The organism is Knoellia koreensis (assembly GCF_013041615.1).
In the GTDB taxonomy this organism is placed as follows: domain Bacteria; phylum Actinomycetota; class Actinomycetes; order Actinomycetales; family Dermatophilaceae; genus Pedococcus; species Pedococcus koreensis.
In genome coordinates, this window is the sequence record NZ_JABEPQ010000001.1 from 1,569,450 (window position 1) to 1,588,341 (window position 18,892).

Annotated in this window: 20 protein-coding genes; 7 read left to right on the forward strand and 13 right to left on the reverse strand. The window is 71.5% G+C overall.

What is annotated here, in order from left to right; genetic code table 11:
- Window positions 1–50: 50 nt before the first annotated feature.
- Genes HJG52_RS07655 through HJG52_RS07670 form a run of 4 tightly spaced genes read right to left on the reverse strand, consistent with a single transcriptional unit; the run spans window position 51 to window position 3,522 of the window.
- On the reverse strand, window positions 51–1,262 hold the full coding sequence (locus HJG52_RS07655) for an acyl-CoA dehydrogenase family protein (RefSeq protein WP_171242855.1): 1,212 nt from the start codon (window positions 1,260–1,262) through the stop codon (window positions 51–53).
- 21 nt (window positions 1,263–1,283) lie between these two features.
- Window positions 1,284–2,264 carry an amino acid permease gene (locus HJG52_RS07660; protein ID WP_171242856.1) on the reverse strand — a complete coding sequence of 327 codons (981 nt, stop codon included), beginning with the start codon at window positions 2,262–2,264 and terminating at the stop codon, window positions 1,284–1,286.
- Between the two features lie 26 nt (window positions 2,265–2,290).
- Entirely contained in the window at window positions 2,291–2,647 is a 357-nt protein-coding gene (locus HJG52_RS07665) for a GntR family transcriptional regulator (protein ID WP_171242857.1), read from the reverse strand.
- A complete protein-coding gene (locus HJG52_RS07670; RefSeq protein WP_171242858.1) occupies window positions 2,647–3,522 on the reverse strand; it encodes a hypothetical protein in 876 nt (291 codons plus the stop codon). The genes HJG52_RS07665 and HJG52_RS07670 overlap by 1 nt, the downstream gene beginning before the upstream one ends.
- A 244-nt stretch (window positions 3,523–3,766) precedes the next feature.
- Between HJG52_RS07670 and HJG52_RS07675 the strand changes: the two genes are divergently transcribed.
- Both HJG52_RS07675 and HJG52_RS07680 read left to right on the forward strand, forming a co-directional pair.
- The gene (locus HJG52_RS07675) at window positions 3,767–4,606 is read left to right on the forward strand and encodes a serine protein kinase RIO (protein ID WP_240977198.1); all 840 of its coding nucleotides are present in this window, start codon (window positions 3,767–3,769) and stop codon (window positions 4,604–4,606) included.
- A gap of 65 nt (window positions 4,607–4,671) precedes the next feature.
- Complete coding sequence (locus tag HJG52_RS07680) at window positions 4,672–5,451, forward strand: alpha/beta fold hydrolase (RefSeq protein ID WP_171242860.1); 780 nt, start codon at window positions 4,672–4,674, stop codon at window positions 5,449–5,451.
- Here HJG52_RS07680 and HJG52_RS07685 read toward each other — a convergent pair.
- From HJG52_RS07685 to HJG52_RS07695, 3 genes are all read right to left on the reverse strand, one after another.
- Window positions 5,448–6,434, reverse strand: coding sequence for a L,D-transpeptidase family protein (locus HJG52_RS07685; protein WP_240977200.1), 987 nt, complete (start codon window positions 6,432–6,434; stop codon window positions 5,448–5,450). The two genes, HJG52_RS07680 and HJG52_RS07685, sit on opposite strands and share 4 nt — an antisense overlap.
- A 316-nt stretch (window positions 6,435–6,750) precedes the next feature.
- Window positions 6,751–7,632, reverse strand: a complete 882-nt coding sequence (locus HJG52_RS07690) for an aldolase/citrate lyase family protein (protein ID WP_171242861.1) — start codon at window positions 7,630–7,632, stop codon at window positions 6,751–6,753.
- A complete protein-coding gene (locus tag HJG52_RS07695) occupies window positions 7,629–8,771 on the reverse strand; it encodes an HpcH/HpaI aldolase/citrate lyase family protein (protein ID WP_346767616.1) in 1,143 nt (380 codons plus the stop codon). Before HJG52_RS07695 ends, HJG52_RS07690 begins: the two co-directional genes overlap by 4 nt.
- A gap of 52 nt (window positions 8,772–8,823) precedes the next feature.
- Here HJG52_RS07695 and HJG52_RS07700 point away from each other — a divergent pair, with 52 nt between their 5' ends.
- From HJG52_RS07700 to HJG52_RS07715, 4 genes are all read left to right on the forward strand, one after another.
- Window positions 8,824–9,369 carry a hypothetical protein gene (locus tag HJG52_RS07700; protein ID WP_171242862.1) on the forward strand — a complete coding sequence of 182 codons (546 nt, stop codon included), beginning with the start codon at window positions 8,824–8,826 and terminating at the stop codon, window positions 9,367–9,369.
- Window positions 9,370–9,468: 99 nt separating this feature from the next.
- Entirely contained in the window at window positions 9,469–10,743 is a 1,275-nt protein-coding gene (locus HJG52_RS07705; protein ID WP_171242863.1) for a magnesium transporter MgtE N-terminal domain-containing protein, read from the forward strand.
- A complete protein-coding gene (locus HJG52_RS07710; protein ID WP_171242864.1) occupies window positions 10,736–11,314 on the forward strand; it encodes a DUF1003 domain-containing protein in 579 nt (192 codons plus the stop codon). Before HJG52_RS07705 ends, HJG52_RS07710 begins: the two co-directional genes overlap by 8 nt.
- A gap of 1 nt (window position 11,315) precedes the next feature.
- On the forward strand, window positions 11,316–12,473 hold the full coding sequence (locus tag HJG52_RS07715) for an Mrp/NBP35 family ATP-binding protein (RefSeq protein WP_206069977.1): 1,158 nt from the start codon (window positions 11,316–11,318) through the stop codon (window positions 12,471–12,473).
- A 124-nt stretch (window positions 12,474–12,597) separates the two neighbouring features.
- Here the strand turns inward: HJG52_RS07715 and HJG52_RS07720 are convergent, their stop codons facing one another.
- Genes HJG52_RS07720 through sigE form a run of 4 tightly spaced genes read right to left on the reverse strand, consistent with a single transcriptional unit; the run spans window position 12,598 to window position 16,014 of the window.
- Entirely contained in the window at window positions 12,598–12,987 is a 390-nt protein-coding gene (locus tag HJG52_RS07720) for a twin-arginine translocase TatA/TatE family subunit (RefSeq protein WP_171242866.1), read from the reverse strand.
- A 14-nt stretch (window positions 12,988–13,001) separates the two neighbouring features.
- Window positions 13,002–14,702 carry a S1C family serine protease gene (locus tag HJG52_RS20695; protein ID WP_240977202.1) on the reverse strand — a complete coding sequence of 567 codons (1,701 nt, stop codon included), beginning with the start codon at window positions 14,700–14,702 and terminating at the stop codon, window positions 13,002–13,004.
- Window positions 14,699–15,361 (reverse strand): anti-sigma factor, encoded by a 663-nt coding sequence (locus tag HJG52_RS07730; RefSeq protein ID WP_171242867.1) that lies wholly within the window; start codon window positions 15,359–15,361, stop codon window positions 14,699–14,701. Before HJG52_RS07730 ends, HJG52_RS20695 begins: the two co-directional genes overlap by 4 nt.
- A complete protein-coding gene (gene sigE / locus HJG52_RS07735) occupies window positions 15,358–16,014 on the reverse strand; it encodes an RNA polymerase sigma factor SigE (RefSeq protein ID WP_346767617.1) in 657 nt (218 codons plus the stop codon). Before sigE ends, HJG52_RS07730 begins: the two co-directional genes overlap by 4 nt.
- A gap of 255 nt (window positions 16,015–16,269) precedes the next feature.
- Between sigE and HJG52_RS07740 the strand changes: the two genes are divergently transcribed.
- Window positions 16,270–16,902, forward strand: coding sequence for an O-methyltransferase (locus tag HJG52_RS07740; protein WP_171242869.1), 633 nt, complete (start codon window positions 16,270–16,272; stop codon window positions 16,900–16,902).
- A 78-nt stretch (window positions 16,903–16,980) separates the two neighbouring features.
- On the opposite strand, the gene HJG52_RS07745 is transcribed toward HJG52_RS07740, so the two are convergent.
- Complete coding sequence (locus HJG52_RS07745) at window positions 16,981–17,337, reverse strand: hypothetical protein (protein ID WP_171242870.1); 357 nt, start codon at window positions 17,335–17,337, stop codon at window positions 16,981–16,983.
- Window positions 17,334–18,857, reverse strand: coding sequence for a leucyl aminopeptidase family protein (locus HJG52_RS07750; RefSeq protein ID WP_346767618.1), 1,524 nt, complete (start codon window positions 18,855–18,857; stop codon window positions 17,334–17,336). The genes HJG52_RS07745 and HJG52_RS07750 overlap by 4 nt, the downstream gene beginning before the upstream one ends.
- Window positions 18,858–18,892 lie beyond the last annotated feature (35 nt).

Here is an 18,892-nt window from a genome sequence, read left to right on the forward strand (position 1 = left end):
AGCACAAGGTTCGCGTGCGAAGCTCCTCGGCGACCACGCGGCATACGGGCCTAGCCCTTGAGCTTGAACTCCTCGAGAAGTCGCCGGCCGATGATCATCTTCTGGATCTCCGCGGTGCCCTCGCCGATCAACAGCATCGGCGCCTCGCGGTAGAGGCGCTCGATCTCGTACTCCTTGGAGTAGCCGTAGCCCCCGTGGATCCGGAACGACTGCTCGACCACGTCGGCACAGTTCTCGGCCGCCAGGTACTTCGCCATCCCGGCCTCGAGGTCGTTGCGCGCCCCGGCGTCCTTGAGCTTGGCCGCCTTGACCATCATCTGGTGGCTCGACTCGACCTTGGTCGCCATGTCGGCCAGCCGGAAGAGGATGCCCTGGTGCTCGGCGATCTTCTTGCCGAACGTCTCGCGCTGCTGGGCGTAGTCGATGCCCAGCTCGAACGCCCGCATCGCCACCCCACAGGCGCGCGCGGCCACGTTGACGCGGCCCACCTCGACCCCGTCCATCATCTGGTAGAAGCCCTTGCCGGGCTCGCCACCCAGGATCTGCGCGCCGGTGGTCCGGTGCCCCTCGAGCACGAGCTCGGTCGTGTCGACGCCCTTGTAGCCCATCTTCTCGATCTTGCCCGGCACGGTCACGCCCTGAGCCGTCTCGCCGAAACCGGGCTCCTTCTCCACGAGGAAGGTCGTCATGTTGCGGTAGACCGAGTCGGCGCCGAGGTCCGTCTTCACCAGCACTGCAACGAGATTCGCGCTGCCACCGTTCGTCAGCCACATCTTCTGACCGGTGATGGTCCACTCCTGGTCGGCACCTTCACCAGCACCGGCTACGGCCTTGGTGCGGATCGCGCTGACGTCCGACCCCAGGCCGGGCTCGCTCATCGAGAAGGCTCCACGGATCTCGCCGGTCGCCATCTTCGGCAGGTACTTCTGCTTCTGCTCCTCGGTCCCGTGCTGGAGCAGCATGTACGCCACGATGAAGTGGGTGTTGATGATGCCGCTCACCGACATCCAGCCGCGGGCGATCTCCTCGACGCACAGGGCATAGGTCAGCAGCGACTCACCCAGACCGCCGTACTCCTCCGGGATCATCAGCCCGAAGATCCCCATCTCCTTCATGCCCTCGACGATCTCCGTCGGGTACTCGTCGGCGTGCTCGAGCTCCTGCGCGGCAGGGATGATCTGCTCGTCGACGAACTGCCGCACCAGCTTCAGCAGCTCGGTCTGTTCCTCGGTCAGGCCGTCGGTCGTCTGGAGTCGGGACATGGTGGCGAGTATGCCGACGGGTCAGGTTTCCGGGTACCGCTGCGCCGTGTGAGCCTCCCCACCACCTTGTCGCCGCGCCACGACGAGTCGGTAGAGGCACCCCGCCAGCAGCACGCAGAGCCGGCTGAGCACCGACGCCAGCGGCAACATCGCCGCCAACGTGACGCAGCCCACGAGCCCCACCGCGCCGAGGAGTCGGGGCCAGTACCGATCCTCTGGTGGTTGGCGCAGCGCACTGAGGTTGGCGACGGCGTAGTAGACCAGCACCCCAAAGCTTGAGAAGCCGATGGCACCGCGCAGGTCGACCAAGGCAACCAGTGACATCACCACCAGGCCGATCACCACCTGGGCGGTCCGTGGCACCGAGTGTCGCTGCTCGATCTGCGCCAGCCGCTCCGGCAGGTCCCGCTCCCGCGCCATGGCCAGGGTCGTGCGCGAGACACCCGCGAGTAGGGCCAGCAAGGCACCGAGGCTCGCGGTCACGGCGCCCACCCGCACCAGGGGCTGCACCCACGCGGCTCCTGTCACGTCGAGGACGGCCAGGAGCGGCGACCCTCCGTCCACCCCGCCTGCAGCGATGTCGACTCCCGCCCCGGCGGCCGGGATCCGCAAGCCGCCGGGTGGGTGGAAGTGCACCTGGTTCGGAGCCTCCAGCTGGTACCGGCCCGGCCGCTCCCGCCAGCTCGACGGCGTCATCCCGTAGGCGCGACGAAAGGCGCGCGTGAACGCAGCATGCGACCCAAAGCCGGCTTCGGTCGCGACATCGAGCAGCGTGCGTTCGCTCGTCGTCATGCGGTATGCCGCCCGCTCCAACAGGATTCGCGCGAGGAACCTCGCGGGGGTCTCCCCCGAGACCGCCTCGATGAGCCGGTCGTAATGGAACCTCGAGAACCCCGCCTCGGCGGCGAGCTCGGATCCGCGAAGCGACCCACCCTCCGGTCGCCCGAGGTCGTCCGCCACCCGCTCGACGAGATCGAGGAAGGGGTCGCTGCCGTTGGTCACCCGTCCGGTCTACCACCCCTCGCGACTCACCATGCCTGGCGTAGCTGACCGATCGTGGTGTTGAGATCGAGCCCTCGACGCTGGGCCGTGCGCGCCAGCAACATCGCGGCCGCCTGGAGCTCGTCCTCGGAGCGCCCGTCAGCCGCGGGGGGCTGCACAACCGTGCCATTGCGTCCCAGCGTGGCCACATGTCCTTCGGCCTCGAGCTGGCGGTAGGCCTTGGCGACCGTGTTCGTCGCCACGCCGAGGTCGCCGGCGAGCTGGCGGACGGTGGGCAACCTGCCTCCCGCGACGATTGTGCCGTCGGAGATCGCCGAGACGACGGTGGTCACAATCTGCTCATAGACGGGGACCGGCGAGCTCAGGTCGAGGCGGATCAGCATCAGCGTGCCACCGCCTGCACGTGCTCCATCGCCCAGCGATGCTGGCTGTCGCTCATGGACACAAGCCCGAGCAGTGCGCTCAAGCCCAACCCCATGACCACGAGCCCAACCGACGGGATCCGCACCCAGCCCGGGATGGCGTCCGGAACCGCCGTTGAGGAAATCGCGAGCATCATGGCAAGACCGGTCCCCATTGCTGCGACCGACCCCAGACCGGCATACGCGTCACGAAGCAGCGTGGCGCGAAGGACCTCTGCCCACACAAGGCCGCCGTCGGTCGACACCGGCATGGCTCCGCGCAACGTCCGCCCGGCGAGCTGGTCGGCGGCCAGGCACGTGATCAGGCACGCCGCACTGACCGCTGCAGCGGCGAGCGCTGCCGCTTCACGTCGCTCGGCCCACCACAGCACCCCCACGACGACGCTCGCGGCGCAGACCCATGGGACGACGCGGGACAGGAAGGCCTCCAGTGGAGTCAGGTATCGCCTCAACTCCCGTGGCGACAACGAGGCGACCGGCGAAGCAACCGCAACACGACGCGCCCCGACCAAGTTGCCGATCAGGGCTCCGAACGACTGGCCAGCCGACACGGCGACGAACCCGACCATCACGAAGGGATCCGGCAGATCACTGGCCGCTGCGACGAGCACCAGGGCGGCCGCCCCAGCCACGGCGCCGCCGACCTGCGCGCCCAGCTGCCGGGCGGACAGCCGCGCGTACAGCGCCGGCCAGTCAGCTCCCGGCTCGGCCGGCTGGGTCGCGCGCGCGACCCTTGTGGCGGCGCGCATGACCGCACGGCGCCGCAGCACTGGAGCGAGCGGCAGCAGCAGTCCCGCCAGCACGGCGGCACCCAGCCACCATCCGACAGCTGACATTCCGACCCCCTTTGTCGCAGCTTGTAGTGCAACAAAGTAGTCGCTTGGCAGCGGTCTGTCACGAGATCAGCAGACAACCACTGGACAGCCCTCGAAAACCGGTGGCGACCGCCGCTCCCCGCCTGCCACGATGACCGGACACCGCGGCACACACCGTGCCGCCACGGCTCCGAGGAGGGCGACATGTCCACGACGGTCCCGGGCTGCCTTCGCGCCCACCCCCTTCTCACGATGGAGTCATCCGTTGCACGCTTTTGGAGAGAGCCCCGAGTTCTCGTTCGACAGCCTTCCTGACGCGCCGCCCGAGGGCGAGCGCTGGTCGAGCTGGGACGGTGCCACGCACGGTCCGAAACCCCGACCCGAGTGGGTCATCACCGCCCTCGCCGCCGTCGAGGAGGACCTCGGTGTCCTCAAGACCGGCAAGGAGGCCGACGTCCACATCGTGCGCCGCTGGGTGCCCGACGGCACCACGAAACCGGCGCTGGACACGTGGATGGCGGCCAAGCGTTACCGCACAAGCGAACGGCGCATGTTCCACCGCGACGCCGGCTACCAGGAGGGTCGCCGGGTGCGTCGCAGCCGCGAGATGCGCGCCATGGCCCGGCGCACCGAGTTCGGTCGAGAGCTGCTGTCCGGGCAGTGGGCGTTCGCCGAGTTCGAGGCGCTGGGAACGTTGTGGGACATGGGAATTCCCGTCCCGTACCCCGTCCAGCTCAACGACCGCGAGATGCTCATGGAGTTCATCGGCCGCGACGGCGAGGCGGCACCACGCCTCGCCCAGACACGACCCGACCGCGACCTGCTGGTCGAGCTCTTCGAGCAGCTGCGCGCCGCCATGACCGCGCTCGCCCAGCGCGGCTGGACCCACGGCGACCTGTCGCCCTACAACGTCCTGCTCGACGGCGAACGCCTCGTCCTCATCGACTGGCCGCAGATCGTCGACATCATCGGCAACCCGCGCGGCTTCGAGTTCCTCGAGCGCGACGTCACCAACATGACGCGGTGGTTCACCGCCAGGGGCCTCGAGGTCGACGAGGGCGAGCTGCTGGGTGACCTGGTGGCCGAGGCCACCTCGCGCTGGTGACCACAGGCCCAGGTATGCCGCGTGGCCGGCTCGGCCACGCGGCATACCGGGCATAACCTCGCCCCATGGAGGTGACCAGGCGGACCCTCATCGGTGGGGCGATCGGTGCCGGCGCGCTCGCGCTGTCCGCTTGTTCCGGCGACGACCTCACCACCGACCGCGGCACCATCACCTCACGTCACTGGCCGGGCCGAAAGGTCAACTGGCGCTTCGCAATCCAGCGCGAGGGCGACTACGACAGCCGACCCACGGTGGTGGTCCTGCACGGCAAGGGCGGCAACGCCGACGCCGCATTCGACCTGGGCCTCCAGGACCACCTGAACGACAACCGGCTCAGCCTGGCGTCCATCGACGGCGGCAACCTCTACTGGCACCGGCGTCGAGGCGGCGACGACCCGGGTGCCGTCGTCGTCGACGACCTGTTGCCGATGCTGCCGCGCCGCAACGGCAACGCCGGCAAGATCGCCCTGCTCGGGTGGTCGATGGGCGGGTACGGCGCACTGCTGCTCGCGTCCCAGCTGGGCCCGGAGCGCGTCGCCGCGGTGGTGGCCGAGAGTGCCGCGCTGTGGACCTCCCCCGGCTCGAGCGCTCCCGGCGCGTTCGACGACCGGGAGGACTTCGAGGCCCACGACGTGTTCGCGCCGAAGCGCCTCGCGGTCCTGTCGCGGATCCCGGTGCGCCTCGACTGCGGTCGCGACGACCCGTTCGCCGCGGCCAACCGCGCATTCGGCCGCGCCCTGCCATCGGCCCACCTCACGATCGACGCCGGTGCCCACACGACGGGCTACTGGCGCGAGCACGCCTCGGCGCAGCTCGCCTGGGTGCGCCGCCAGTACGGCTCCTAGTAGACGGTGACCCGCCCGCCGATCGGCATGAGCCCATTGGCCCAGATCATGTCCATGGCGGCGTTGCTGACGCGGGCACAGCCGTGGGAGGCGGGGTACCCCGGGATCGACGTCGAACCGTGCACGGCGATGCCGCCGTTGAAGTAGCGGGGCCGCCACAGGTCACCGAGCGGGGCGCGGTCCATGCCGTCGACCGACCGGAACGTCTGGAACGACCCGGCCGGCGTGGTCGCGACAGCCGTGCCGCCGCTCTTGGTCTTGTAGGGCTGGTTGGAACCGGTGCTGGTGTTGAGGATCATCGTCACCCGGCCACCGCGGACCACGAGCAGCAGCTGCCGCGCCTTGTCGATCTCGATGCCGGTCCCGCCGACCCGCGAGGCCGGGCGCACGCCGTTCTCGAGGGCCCGCGCCGTCGCCGGGCCGAACACGCCGTCGCGCCCGATGCCGGCCGCCTTCTGCAGTGCCATGACCGCCTGCGACGTGAGCTGGCCGTAGCTGCCGTCGGCCGCGCCGTTCCAGTAGCCGAGGTTGTTGAGCCGCTGCTGGACCTGCTGGACGTAGGCGCCGTCGTCGCCGGGCTTGAGGGTGTCCCCCGCCTGCGGCTGCGGCGGCGGCTTGGGCGTGGTGTTCGTGGGCTTGGGGGTGGGCCTCGGCGTGGGCTTGGTCGTCGGCTTCGGCGCAGTGGTCGTGGTCCGGCTCGGCTTGGCCGGGGGCTTGCTCGCGGAGGGCTTGGTCGGCGCGGGCTTGGTGGTCGTGCCCGCCGGCGGGGTGGTCGTGCTCGTGGCCGTCTGCGCCGGCTCCGTCGTCGTCTCGCTCGGCGCGGGGGCTGAGCTGCTCGAGGAGCTCGAGGGCATCCCGCCTGCCTGCCCGCCGTCCGTCGACGACCCCCCACCCAGCGACACCCCGCACGCACCGAGCAACAGCGTGAGGGCGAGTGCGCCGGCGACCCCCGTGCCGACACGACCGGTGTGCTTGCGATCCATGGTGTCCCCTTCCATGACCGCCCCCGGGCGGCCGAACGAAGTCTGCGGTCATGCTGACGCACGAGGCCACCGCCGGGTTGGCGCCACCACGAGAGAATCGCCGACCGTGACCAGAACGAGGCCTGCCGCCCCACGACGTGGGACGGCAGGCCCGGAAACTGGTGCGGCCGCCCTCCCCCCGAGGACGACCGCACCCTCCTAGACGCGGGAGGGTGACGAAAGGTTGCCCCGGTTGGGGACTTTTTTCGCGGACCTGTCGATGGCCGTTTCGGGCCGGTTTCGAGCGCTTGGTATGCCGCGCCGCCGGGGCCTGCGGTCACGCCTCGTCGAGCGCGCGGATGGCCTCGTCGATGGCCAGGACCCTGGTGGCGGTGTCGACGTGGAGCTGCTCGATCATCCGGCCGCCCAGCGTGACGACGCCAGACCCGGCGCCTGCCTCCCACGCTGCGACGATGCCGCGGGCGTCCTCGACCGCCTCGGCGCTCGGGGCGAAGGTGCGGTTGCACACCTCGACCTGCCCCGGGTGGATGAGGGTCTTGCCGTCGAACCCGAACTCCCGGCCCTGCACGCACTCGGCCTCGAAACCCTCGGCGTCCTTCACATCGTTGTAGACGCCGTCGAGGATCACCGTGCCCGTCGCACGAGCCGCCAACAGGCACAGCGAGAGCCCCGTCAGCAACGGCGCCCGTCCGGGCACGTGCTCGGCGTGCAGCTCCTTGGCCAGGTCGTTGGTGCCCATGACCAGGACGGTGAGCCGCTCCGAGGCGCCGGCGATCTCCTCGCAGTGCAGCATCGCCTGCGGCGTCTCCACCATGGCCCACAGCTGGGTGTGCTCCGGCGCGCCATACTCCTCCAGGGCGGCGACGAGCTGCTCCACCTCGCGCGCCGACCCGACCTTGGGGACCACGACGGCGTCGGGACCCGCCGCCGCCACGGCCCGCAGGTCGTCGAGGTGCCACTGCGTGCCCCGGCCGTTGACCCTGATCGTCACCTCACGCCGGCCGTACTCACCGGATCGCGCTGCGGCACAAGCGTTCTCGCGCGCCTGCTCCTTGGCGTCCGGGGCGACGGCGTCCTCGAGGTCGAGGATCAGGGCGTCGACGGGCAGGGTCTTGGCCTTCTCGAGTGCGCGTTCGTTGGACGCCGGCAGATAGAGCACCGACCGACGAGGGCGGTATGCCGCCTGGTCACCACTCACTGCGCCGCACCTTCCCCGTCACCCTTGCTTGCGTCTGCGTGAGTGGTTGCCATGGCAACCGTTGACGCAGACGCAGCGTCCACGGCATACAGCTTGGCCAGGTCGGGGTCGTTCGCGGCGAGGCGCTCGGCGAGCTCGAGCATCACCTGGCACTGCTTGAGCGATGCGTCGTCCTCCATCTTGCCGTCGAGCATCACCGCCCCGGTGCCGTCACCCATCGCCTCGACCACGCGGCGCGCGTGCGCCACGTCCTCGGCGGACGGGCTGAACACGCGCTTGGCGATCTCGATCTGCACCGGGTGCAGCGACCACGTGCCGACGCAGCCGAGGAGGAACGCGTTGCGGAACTGGTCCTCGCACGCAACGACGTCCTTGATGTCCCCGAACGGCCCGTAGTACGGGAAGATCCCGTGCATCGCGCAGGCGTCGACCATCCGGGCGATCGTGTAGTGCCACAGGTCCTGCTGGTAGGTCGGGCGGGGGTGCTCCGACCCCTCGACGTCACCGTCGACCGGGTCCTGACGCACGAGGTAGCCCGGGTGGCCGCCACCGACGCGGGTCGTCTTCATCCGCCGGTCCGCGGCGAGGTCGGCCGGCCCCAGCGAGATGCCCTGCATGCGCGGGCTCGCCCCGGCGATCGCCTCGACGTTGGCCATACCGCGGGCGGTCTCGAGGATCGCGTGCACGAGGATCGGCCGCTGCAGACCGGCCCGCGCCTCCAGCTGGGCGAGGATCCGGTCGACGTAGTGGATGTCCTCCGGCCCCTGCACCTTGGGCACCATGACGACGTCGAGCTTGTCGCCGATCTCGGTCACCAACGTGGTGAGGTCGTCGAGGACCCACGGGCTGTCGAGGGCGTTGATGCGCGTCCACAGCTGGGTGTCCTCGCCGAAGTCGGTCGCCTTGGCGATCGCGACGAGTCCCTCGCGCGCGGCCTCCTTCCTGTCCGCCTTGACGGCGTCCTCGAGGTTGCCGAGCAGCACGTCGACGGTGCCGACCATGGCGGGGATCTTGGCCGCCATCTTCTCGTTGCTCGGGTCGAAGAAGTGGATGGCCCGGCTCGGCCTGGCGGGGATCTCGCGCAGGGGCGTCGGGGCGCCGACGGCGAGCGGGGCGAAGAAGTCCTTGGGGCTGCGCACGCGGCGAAACTAGCAGCGGCACCGCGCACCCGGTTATGACACAGTTCACGGTGTGAGTGACACCGCGCCGGACGCCCCCGCACCGGTCAACATCACCGCGCTCTTCGCCGAGGCCGCGAACAAGAGCGGCCTCATGTGGGTGCAGCCGCCGGACGACCGCGCCTGGCCGTTCTGGCACGCCTGGGCCGACGACACCGTGTATGCCGTGTCCGGGCCGGGCGAGCAGACGTTGCCGTGGCTGCCGGGCGACGTCACGTTGATCCTGCGCAGCAAGGACACCGGCGGCCGGCTGCTCGTCGTCCACGCGACCGCCGAGGAGGTCCGGCCGGAGGACCCACGGTGGGAATCGGCCACCGAGGCCCTCAAGGGTGAGCGGCTCAACGCCACCGACGACGTCGTCGCCCGGTGGGCGGCGCAGTGCACGGTCCGCGCGTTCAAGCCGTACGGCGCACCGGTCGAGGCACCCGGAAGCTACGAGTCCGGTTCGGGCGCCGCGCAGGTCCCGCCGAGCGAGGCGACGACCGCGACCTGGCGGCCCAAGCACTTCGGTGGTCGTCCTCGCTGGCGCCGCGGCACCCGGCGGCCCGAAGGCTCCTGAGCCGGCCACGCGGCATACGGGATCGAACCAAGCCACACCGGGCGCCACCAGCCCCCTCACCTGCACGGACCCACCTCGCCCGCCCGATAACCTTGCGGGGTGAGCACCCCGTCGCGCGTCTTCGTCGGCCGGCTGGTGAGCCTCAGCGTGTTCGACCCGCTGGGCGACCAGGTCGGTCGCGTCCGCGACGTCGTCGTCACCTTCGCCGCCTCGCGCCGCCGGCCGCGCGTGATCGGTCTCGTCGTCGAGGTGCCGGGGCGTCGTCGGGTCTTCGTGCCCATGACCCGCGTGACCTCGGTCGACGGCGGTCAGGTCATCACCACCGGGCTGGTCAACATGCGCCGGTTCGAGCAGCGCACCAACGAGGTGCTGGTCATGGCCGAGATCCTCGAGCGGCCGGTCACCGTCAGCGACCCCGAGGGCGACTACGAGGCCACCGTCGAGGACGTCGCGATCGAGCGCGAGAACAACCGCGACTGGTCGATCTCCAAGGTCTTCGTGCGCCGTGGCGCGCCCCGGGGCTCGCTGGGTGCGTTCCGGCGCCGTCGCGGCGAGACCGCGCTCGTGCCGGTCGAGGACGTCAGCGGCATCCACCAGACCCCGCAGGGCCAGTCGGCGGCGATGTTGCTGGAGACCTACGACGAGCTGAAGTCCGCCGACCTCGCGGAGGTCATCCACGACCTGCCGCCGCAACGTCGCGCCGAGGTCGCCGAGGCGATGGCCGACGAGCGGCTCGCCGACGTCCTCGAGGAGCTGCCCGAGGACGACCAGGTCGAGATCCTCGAGACCCTCCCGGTCGAGCGCGCGGCCGACGTCCTCGAGGCGATGGAGCCCGACGACGCCACCGACCTGCTGCACAACCTGCCGGCCTCCCGCCAGGAGGAGCTCCTCCAGCTCATGGAGCCGGAGGAGGCCGCCGACCTGCGCCGGCTGCTGACCTACGACGAGGAGTCGGCCGGCGGCATGATGACGACCGAACCGGTCATCCTCGGGCCCGAGGCGTCGATCGCCGAGGCGCTGGCCGTCGTGCGCCGCGCCGAGATCTCCCCGGCCCTCGCCTCCACCGTCTACGTCTGCCGCGCCCCGCACGAGACCCCGACCGGCAAGTTCCTCGGCATCGTGCACATCCAGCGGCTGCTGCGCGAGCCCCCGCACGGTGCCGTCGGCGGCATACTCGACAAGGAGATCGAGCCGCTCACGGCCGACGCGCCGCTCGGTCAGGTGACGCGGATCCTCGCGACCTACAACCTGGTCGGCGTGCCCGTGGTCGACGACGACGGACGGCTCATCGGCGCCGTGACCGTCGACGACGTGCTCGACCACATCCTCCCCGACGACTGGCGCGAGGAGCGGCGCGAGGTGACCCATGGCTGAGCGCGACCGCCGCCGCGACGCCTCGTCACGGCTCGACCAGCCGCGGGAGGCCCGCCGCCGCGTGGTGCGGCTGCCGTCGTTCTCGCAGGAGACCTTCGGGCGGTGGAGCGAGGCGTTCGCCCGGTTCATGGGCACGGCCCAGTTCCTCATCGGCATGACGGTGTTCGTGGCGGTGTGGCTGGCGTGGAACACCTGGGCACCGGAGTCCGCGCAGTTCGACCCGCGCTCGCTCAACTACACGCTGCTCACGCTGATCCTCAGCCTCCAGGCGTCGTATGCCGCACCCCTCATCCTGCTCGCGCAGAACCGGCAGGCCGACCGCGACCGGGTGGCACTGGAGCAGGACCGCGCCCGCGACGAGCGCAACCTCGCCGACACCGAGTTCCTCACCCGCGAGGTGGCGGCGCTGCGGCACGCGATGCGTGACGCCGCGACCCGTGACTTCGTGCGCTCCGAGCTGCGCAGCCTGCTCGACGAGCTCGAGGACCGGGGCCTGGAGGTCCGCCGACGTGACGATGCCGACACCGCTCGCACCGACGGCGATGCATCGAAGGACAAGGCCGCGACCTAGCATGGAGGGCATGTCCGCCCCCACCGCAGCACCCGTGACCGACGACGCGCTCCGCCAGGCGTTGGCCACGGTCATCGACCCCGAGATCCGCAAGCCCGTCACCGAGCTGGGCATGGTCGAGAGCTGCACCGTCGACGAGGCGGGCCGGGTCGCCGTGACGATCCTGCTCACGGTCTCCGGTTGCCCCATGAAGGACACGCTCACCAAGGACACCACGGCCGCGCTCGCCAAGGTGCCCGGCGTCACCGCCGTCGACGTCACCCTCGGCGTGATGAGCGACGAGCAGCGCGCCGAGCTGCGCCAGCAGCTGCGGGGCGGCACCCCCGAACGCGAGATCCCCTTCGCCCGGCCCAACTCGCTGACGCGGGTGTATGCCGTGGCGTCCGGCAAGGGTGGCGTCGGCAAGTCGTCCGTGACGGTCAACCTGGCCGCGGCGCTGGCCGAGCAGGGGCTGCGGGTCGGGGTCGTCGACGCCGACGTCTACGGGTTCTCGGTGCCGCGCATGCTCGGGGTGGAGCACAAGCCGACCCAGGTCGACGACATGATCCTTCCCCCCGTCAGCCACGACGTGAAGGTCATCTCCATCGGCATGTTCGTGCCCGGCAACCAGCCCGTCGTGTGGCGCGGCCCGATGCTCCACCGGGCGTTGCAGCAGTTCCTCGGTGACGTGTTCTGGGGCGACCTCGACGTGCTGCTGCTGGACCTGCCGCCCGGCACCGGCGACATCGCCATCTCCGTAGCGCAGCTGATCCCGGGGGCCGAGATCCTCGTGGTGACGACACCGCAGCAGGCCGCTGCCGAGGTGGCCGAGCGGGCGGGATCCATTGCGCTGCAGACACATCAGCGCATCGTCGGTGTCATCGAGAACATGTCGTGGCTCGAGCTGCCCGACGGCTCGCGGCAGGAGATCTTCGGGTCCGGAGGCGGTCAGGCCGTGGCCGAGTCGCTGACCCGGTCGGTGGGCGCCGAGGTGCCGCTGCTGGGCCAGATCCCGCTCGACACCAACCTGCGTGAGGGCGCCGACCAGGGCACGCCGGTCGTGCTGCGCAACCCCGAGTCCCCGGCCGCGGTGGCCCTGCGCGGCATCGCCCGCGGCCTCGGCACCCGCTCGCGCGGCCTCGCCGGCCGCTCCCTCGGCCTGTCCCCCGTCACCCGCTGACCCCAGCTTTTCCGCGTCATGCGCGAAAGCTGGCTTCGCTCGCGTTAGTGGAGCGAGCGAACCTCAAGGTTCGCGAGCGAAGTCACCGCGCCACACCGGTATGCCGCGTGGCCGGCTCCGCGAGTCAGGTCGCGTCGTCGTCGAAGGGCGTCGGCAGGGCCGGGTCGCGTCCGATGCTGCCGCGTGACGCGGAGGCACCGGCCGCCGCTGCCGCACCCGCCCCGCCGGCGAGGGCGGCAGATCCGTTGCCCTCCACGGGATTCGGGTCCAGCAGCGCCTCACGGACGATCCGCCGCGGGTCGTACTGGCGCGGGTCGTACTGACGCCAGTCGATGTCGTCGAACTCGGGACCCATCTGCTCGCGCAGCTGCCCCTTCGCGCCCTCGGCCATCCCGCGCACCTGGCGCACCAACCGACCCAGCTTCGCGGCATACTCCGGCAGCCGCTCCGGCCCGAGGACCACGACAGCGATCACGATGAGGAGGATGAACTCCCAGCCGTTGACGTCAAGCACGCGCGCTCCGTGGGTCAGCTGCCGGACTTGCCGGCAAGGGTCAGCTTGACGTCGATGGTCTCACTTCCGCGGCGCACCTTGATCGGCACCGTGTCACCGACGTTCTTGGAGCGGATGGCGACCACCAGGTCGTCGGCGTCCGTGACCTTCTTGCCGTCGAACTCGACGATCACGTCACCGGGCTTGATGCCGGCCTTGTCGGCCGGGCCACCGGCCTCGACCGGGGCGCCGCTGTCGGCCGTGCGCCGCTCGAGGACCTTGACCCCGTCCCCGGTGAACTGCCGGTCCAGCACCACGCCGATGACCGGGTGCTGCGCCGACCCGGTCTTGATCAGCTGCTCCGCGGTCCGCACCACCTGGTCGCTGGGGATCGAGAACCCGACGCCGATGTTGCCCGACTGCGTGTCGGTGGCACCGGGGATCCGCGCGATGGCGGTGTTGACGCCGATCACCTGGCCCTGCATGTTGAGCAGCGGGCCGCCGGAGTTGCCGGGGTTGATGGCGGCGTCGGTCTGGATGGCGTTGATGTAGGACTGGGTGTTGCCGTCACCACCCGGGCTGACCGGTCGGTTGAGCGCGCTCACGATGCCGCTCGTCACGGTCGACTCAAGGCCCAGGGGCGCTCCGACGGCGATCACCTGGTCACCGACGACGACGTCCTTGGAGACACCCATGGTGAGCGGCTCGAGGTCGCGGCGGCTGGTGCGCAGCACCGCGAGGTCGTAGGAGGCGTCGCGGCCGACGATCGTCGCGTCGATCTCGTTGCCGTCGGACAGCTCGATCTTGATCGTGCCGTTGTCGGCGGCGCCCGCCACCACGTGGTTGTTGGTGATGATGTGGCCGTCCTTGTCGAGGACGAAGCCCGACCCGGTGCCGGCACCGTCGGCGCCCCGCACCTTGATGGTGACGACGCTGGGCAGGGCCTTGGCCGCGATGCTCGCGACCGAGCCCTCCGGTCGCGCGGTCGACCCGGGGCCGGCCTGTGGGATCGACGAGGGCGCGCGGTCGAGGCTGCCGAAGTCGACCCGGTCGGTCGCACCCAGCCAGCCACCGAACATCCCACCGAGGATCGCGGCGACGAGGGCAGCCGCGGCCGCCACGGCGACGAGGGCGCCCCAGCCGGGACCCTTCTGCTGTGGCGCGCTGGGCTCGACGGGTCGCTCACCGACCCACGGTTGCGGCGACCCGGCATACCCGGCGTTCGCGACGGGCGCGCTGATCGGGTCCCAGCCCGTGCCCGGCGACGCCTGCTGGCCGGCGTGCGCGTCGGTGCCCGGCGGCTGGTGCGCGGCCGGGTCGGCGGGCCAGCCGGTCGGCTGCGCGCCACGGGGGTGGGCGCCGCCCACGGCGGATGCCCCGTATGCCGCCTGCTCACCGTGGGTGGGCGGCTGACCGGGCGCGATCTCCTGGGTCTGGTTCAGGTCGACGGGCTGGGTGTGGTCCTGCGCCTGGCCGCGGGTGCGGTCGTCCGCCCACTGGGGCGTGGTGTCCGCCCACTGCGGCGTGGTGTCGACCGGCTGCGTGGGCGCGGACGACGCCCCAGGCGCGGACGCTCCAGGCGCCGACGGGTCGGTCGTGCCGGGGTCGGCGACAGGGGTCTCGCGCGGTGGCGCCCACGGGTCCCACACCGGCTCGCCCTGGTGCGGCTGCGCGCCGTCAGCAGCACCGTCGGCGGCGTCGGGCTGGGGCGCGCGGTCGTCGCGCTCGTCCGTCATGGGGTCGATTCTGCCGAACGGTGCCGCACCACGCTCACCGCGGGGCTGGCCTGGACCGTCCGGACCGGCAACACCGAGGGCGAAGCGCCCAGGTGCGACACGGTGTACGACGCCGGCATCACGCCCTGCGCCGGGGTGCGCGCCCGCTGCACGGCGGGGGTCACCTGCGGAGTGAAGGAGCTCGTGGTCGCAGTCGTGGCCGGACCGGCGCCCGCGATGACGACTCCCCACGTGGCGGCAGCCGTGGCACTGGCCGCGAGGCCGGCGAACACGGTCGCGCGACGGGCCGACCGGTGCAGCGCGGGCGCACACCGGTCGACGACCGGGACGGGTGCGACGGGCACCGGCGGCACCCACTGGCGCCGGGGGGCGGCTTCCTGCTGGGCCGGCGGCTCGGCTGCGACCTCGGACGCGACCGCGAGCAGCATGCTGCGCAGGTCACCGGGCACCATCGAGCTGGAGGGGCTGCGCAGCGCGCCGAGCATTCGCCGCTCGCCCTCGACGGCCGCCCGGCAGCGCGGGCACGTCACGAGGTGGCGGTCCCAGTGCAGGAGCGACGCGTCGTCCATGCACCGGTCGGCGTATGCCGTCACGAGGTCGCCCAGACAGCGGGCGCCTCGCGCGCCCGCCTGGCCACCCGGCATACCGAGGCGGCTCACTGGTGCCCCGGCACCGCCCGGCCCAGCACGGGAAGTCGGCGCTTGGTCGGAGTGGGGGTGCGGTCTGCGTCGGTCGCGGGACGACCCAGGCTCGGGTCGCGGTGGGCGAGGGCCTCGCGCAGCTGGGCGCGGCCGCGGTGGATGCGCGAGCGCACGGTGCCCAGCTTGATGCCGAGCGTGGCTGCGATCTCCTCGTAGGACAGGCCCTCGATGTCGCACAGGACGACGGCGGCGCGGAACTCCGGCGACAGCGAGTCGAGCGCGCGTTGCACGTCGTCGTCGAAGTGAGTGGCGTCGTAGGCGCTCTCGGGTCCGAGCTCGCGGCTGGGCAGCCGGGCGGCGGACTCGTCGGAGAGCGCGTCGAAGCGGATGCGCTGCTTGCGGCGCATCTTGTCGAGGAAGACGTTGGTGGTGATGCGGTGCAGCCAGCCCTCGAACGTGCCGGGGCGGTAGGAGTGCAGCGAGCGGAAGACGCGGATGAACACGTCGTGCGTGAGGTCTTCGGCGTCGTGCGGGTTGCCGGTCAGGCGGTAGGCCAGGCGGTAGACGCGCGCAGAGTGCTGCTCGACGATCTCCTCCCAGGTCGGGGGGACCCAGGCGGTCTGCTCGCTGACGTCCCCCTGGGTCGCGCCGATCGTGTCGGTCGCGGTCACGCGGTCACCTCCGTTGTCGCGCCGTGCGGGCGCGGGCTGCACCTGGCCAGACGACCAAGTGCCCTTCATGGTTCCCGAACAACCTGAACGTTGCCTGTATGCCGTCCGCCCGCTTCCGTCTGCGTTATTGCCCCGCCGGCGGGCATCCATGCAGACGTTGCGGTATGCCGCCTGCTTGCGTCTGCGTGGATGGTGGCTGGAGCAGCCGTTCACGCAGACGCAAGGAGGCGCCGTGCGGCGATAGGGTTGCCGGTCATGAGCGCACTGAAGTCGGCCAGCTGGGCGTATGCCGAGGAGTTCGTGCCCGAGAACGAGGTCATCGAGGCCGCCCGTGCCCGGGGCTCCGAGCTCGGGGCCGTGCCGGTCGGCACCGGCGCCGGTGCGCTGCTGCGGCTGCTGGCCGCGGCAGTCGCCGCGAAGTCGGTCGTCGAGATCGGCACCGGCGGTGGTACGTCCGGGTTGTGGCTGCTGCAGGGCATGCCCGAGGACGGCATCCTCACCACGATCGACGTCGAGCCCGAGCACCAGAGCGCGGCCAAGAAGGCGTACGCCGAGGCCGGCATCGCCCACCAGCGCACCCGCGTCATCACCGGCCGCGCGCTCGACGTGCTGCCCCGCATGACCGACGGGGCCTACGACATGGTCGTCATCGACGCCGACAAGGCGAGCTACCCCGAGTACGTCGACCACGGCATACGGCTGCTGCGCTCCGGTGGCGTGCTGGCCCTCGACAACATGCTCTGGCACGACAAGGTCGCCGACCCGGCGTCGCGCGACAACGACACCACCACGCTGCGCGACCTCGGCAAGCGCCTGCGTGACGACGAGGCGCTCGTGCCGGCGCTGCTGCCCGTCGGCGACGGCGTCCTGGCGGCCGTCAAGCGCTGACGCCCGCCGGCGCGCCCGCCGGTTCGAGGTAATACTGCACCGGATTCGTCGGCGTTTTTACCTCGAATCGCGAGGGGGTCAGGCGTGGCCGGGACCTGGGCCGCGCCGAAAGCCCTCGGGTCCCTCGGCGATGGCGACGACCTCGAACGGCTCGATGAGCACCGGGGCCGACCCGATGATCTTGCTGCCTGCCGACTCGTCCGCGGTGGCGCTGAACTCCTGGGCGAAGTCGTCGCGGTAGACCGCCTGGTCGAAGACGTAGGTGCCCTCGAACCACTCACCCTCGACCATCCGCCACGTCTTGAACGCCAGCCCGTCGAGGAACATGAACTTGGCCAATGACGTGCCCACGACGTACTCGCGCAGCTTGTCGGCGACGTCCGGCGGGGCGTCCTGCAGCGACCAGCGCACCGTCAGCCCGTACCCGGCGTTCATCCCATCTCCTCCAGCCAGCGCAGCAGCAGCCGGGCACCGAAGCCCGTGCCGCCCTTGGTGAGGATTCCGCGGTCGACGTCGGACCTCCCGACCCCGGCGATGTCGAGGTGGGCCCAGCGTCGCGATCCCGCGAACTCCCGCAGGAACAACGCTGCCGTGATCGAGCCGCCCCCGCCACCAAGTCCCGCGATGTGGTTGATGTCGGCGACGTCGCTGTCGAGCATCGCCCGGTAGTCCTCGACCAGCGGGAACGGCCACAGCGGCTCCCCGGTCGCGTCACCGGCGGCCACGAGCTCCGCGCCCAACCGGTCGTCGGTCGCATAGACCGGCGCCATCGACCGCGACAGGGCGACGCGGGCGGCGCCGGTGAGCGTGGCGATGTCGAGCAGCACGTCGGGGTCGAGCTCGAGGTCGGCGTAGGCGAGCGCGTCGGCCATGACGATGCGCCCCTCGGCGTCGGTGTTGCCGATCTCGACCGTGCGGCCGCCGTACTGCGTGAGCACGTCACCGGGCCGGTAGGACCCGCCGCCGACGGCGTTCTCGGCGAGCGCCAGCAGCCCGGTCACCCGCACCGGCACCTCGAGCTCGCGGCAGGCGGCGAGCACCGCGAGGACGATCGCCGACCCGCTCATGTCGGTCTTCATCGCGAGCATCCCCTCGGCCGGCTTGATGTCGAGACCCCCGGTGTCGAAGGTGATCCCCTTGCCCACCAAGACGATTCGCGGCGTCTTCGCGGTGGCTCCGTCGGGCACGTAGTCGAGCTGGACGAGCCGCGGCGGTGTGGCGGAACCACCGCCGACCGCAAGGAGTCCGCCAAAGCCCTGGGCCGCCAGGTCGCGCTCGTTCCAGACCTTGACGTCCAGACCCGCACGCCGGCCGAGGGTGCGCGCCTGCGCCGCCATCCACGCCGGGTTCTTGGTGTTGGAGGGCACGACGGCGAGGTTGCGCGCGAGCATCGTGGCCCGCGCGCGGACCACGGCACGGTGGACCGCGTCGGCGTCGTAGCGTCCGACGAGGACGACCTGCCCGGCGGGCGGCTTGGGTGCCTGGCTGCGTTCGCTGCGCCAGCTCGGGGGCGTGAACCCGCCCAGGGCAACACCTTCCGCGTATGCCGCCTGCGCGCCTGCCCCTGCACCGGCACCGATCGTGGTCACCACCGCGGACTTCCCGCGGCCCGCGCGACCGACCGCGGCGCCGGCTGCGCGCAGGTCCTCGGGTCGACCCCCGCCGACGCCGACGAGCAGCACCCGGCGGGCCGCCCGCTCCCCCGGCGGCAGCGGGATCGTCGTCGTGTCACCGGCCTTCGCCGATGGCTCGTACGTCGCGGCGACCACCTCGGCGTCGAGCCCCACGAGGGCGAGGGCGGCGCCCACGGCGCCGCGCGGCGGCATACCCTCGCCCGGCACCGGCAGCGCCAGGGTGAGGTCGTCCGGGTCGAGGTCAGCGAGGACGTCGGCGAGCGCATCGCCGCGGACGGTCCAGTCGCTGGTGGCAGGGGTCAGCAGCTCGGGGTCGGGCACGCCCGCGAGCCTATCGAGGCTCGCGGGACAGGAAA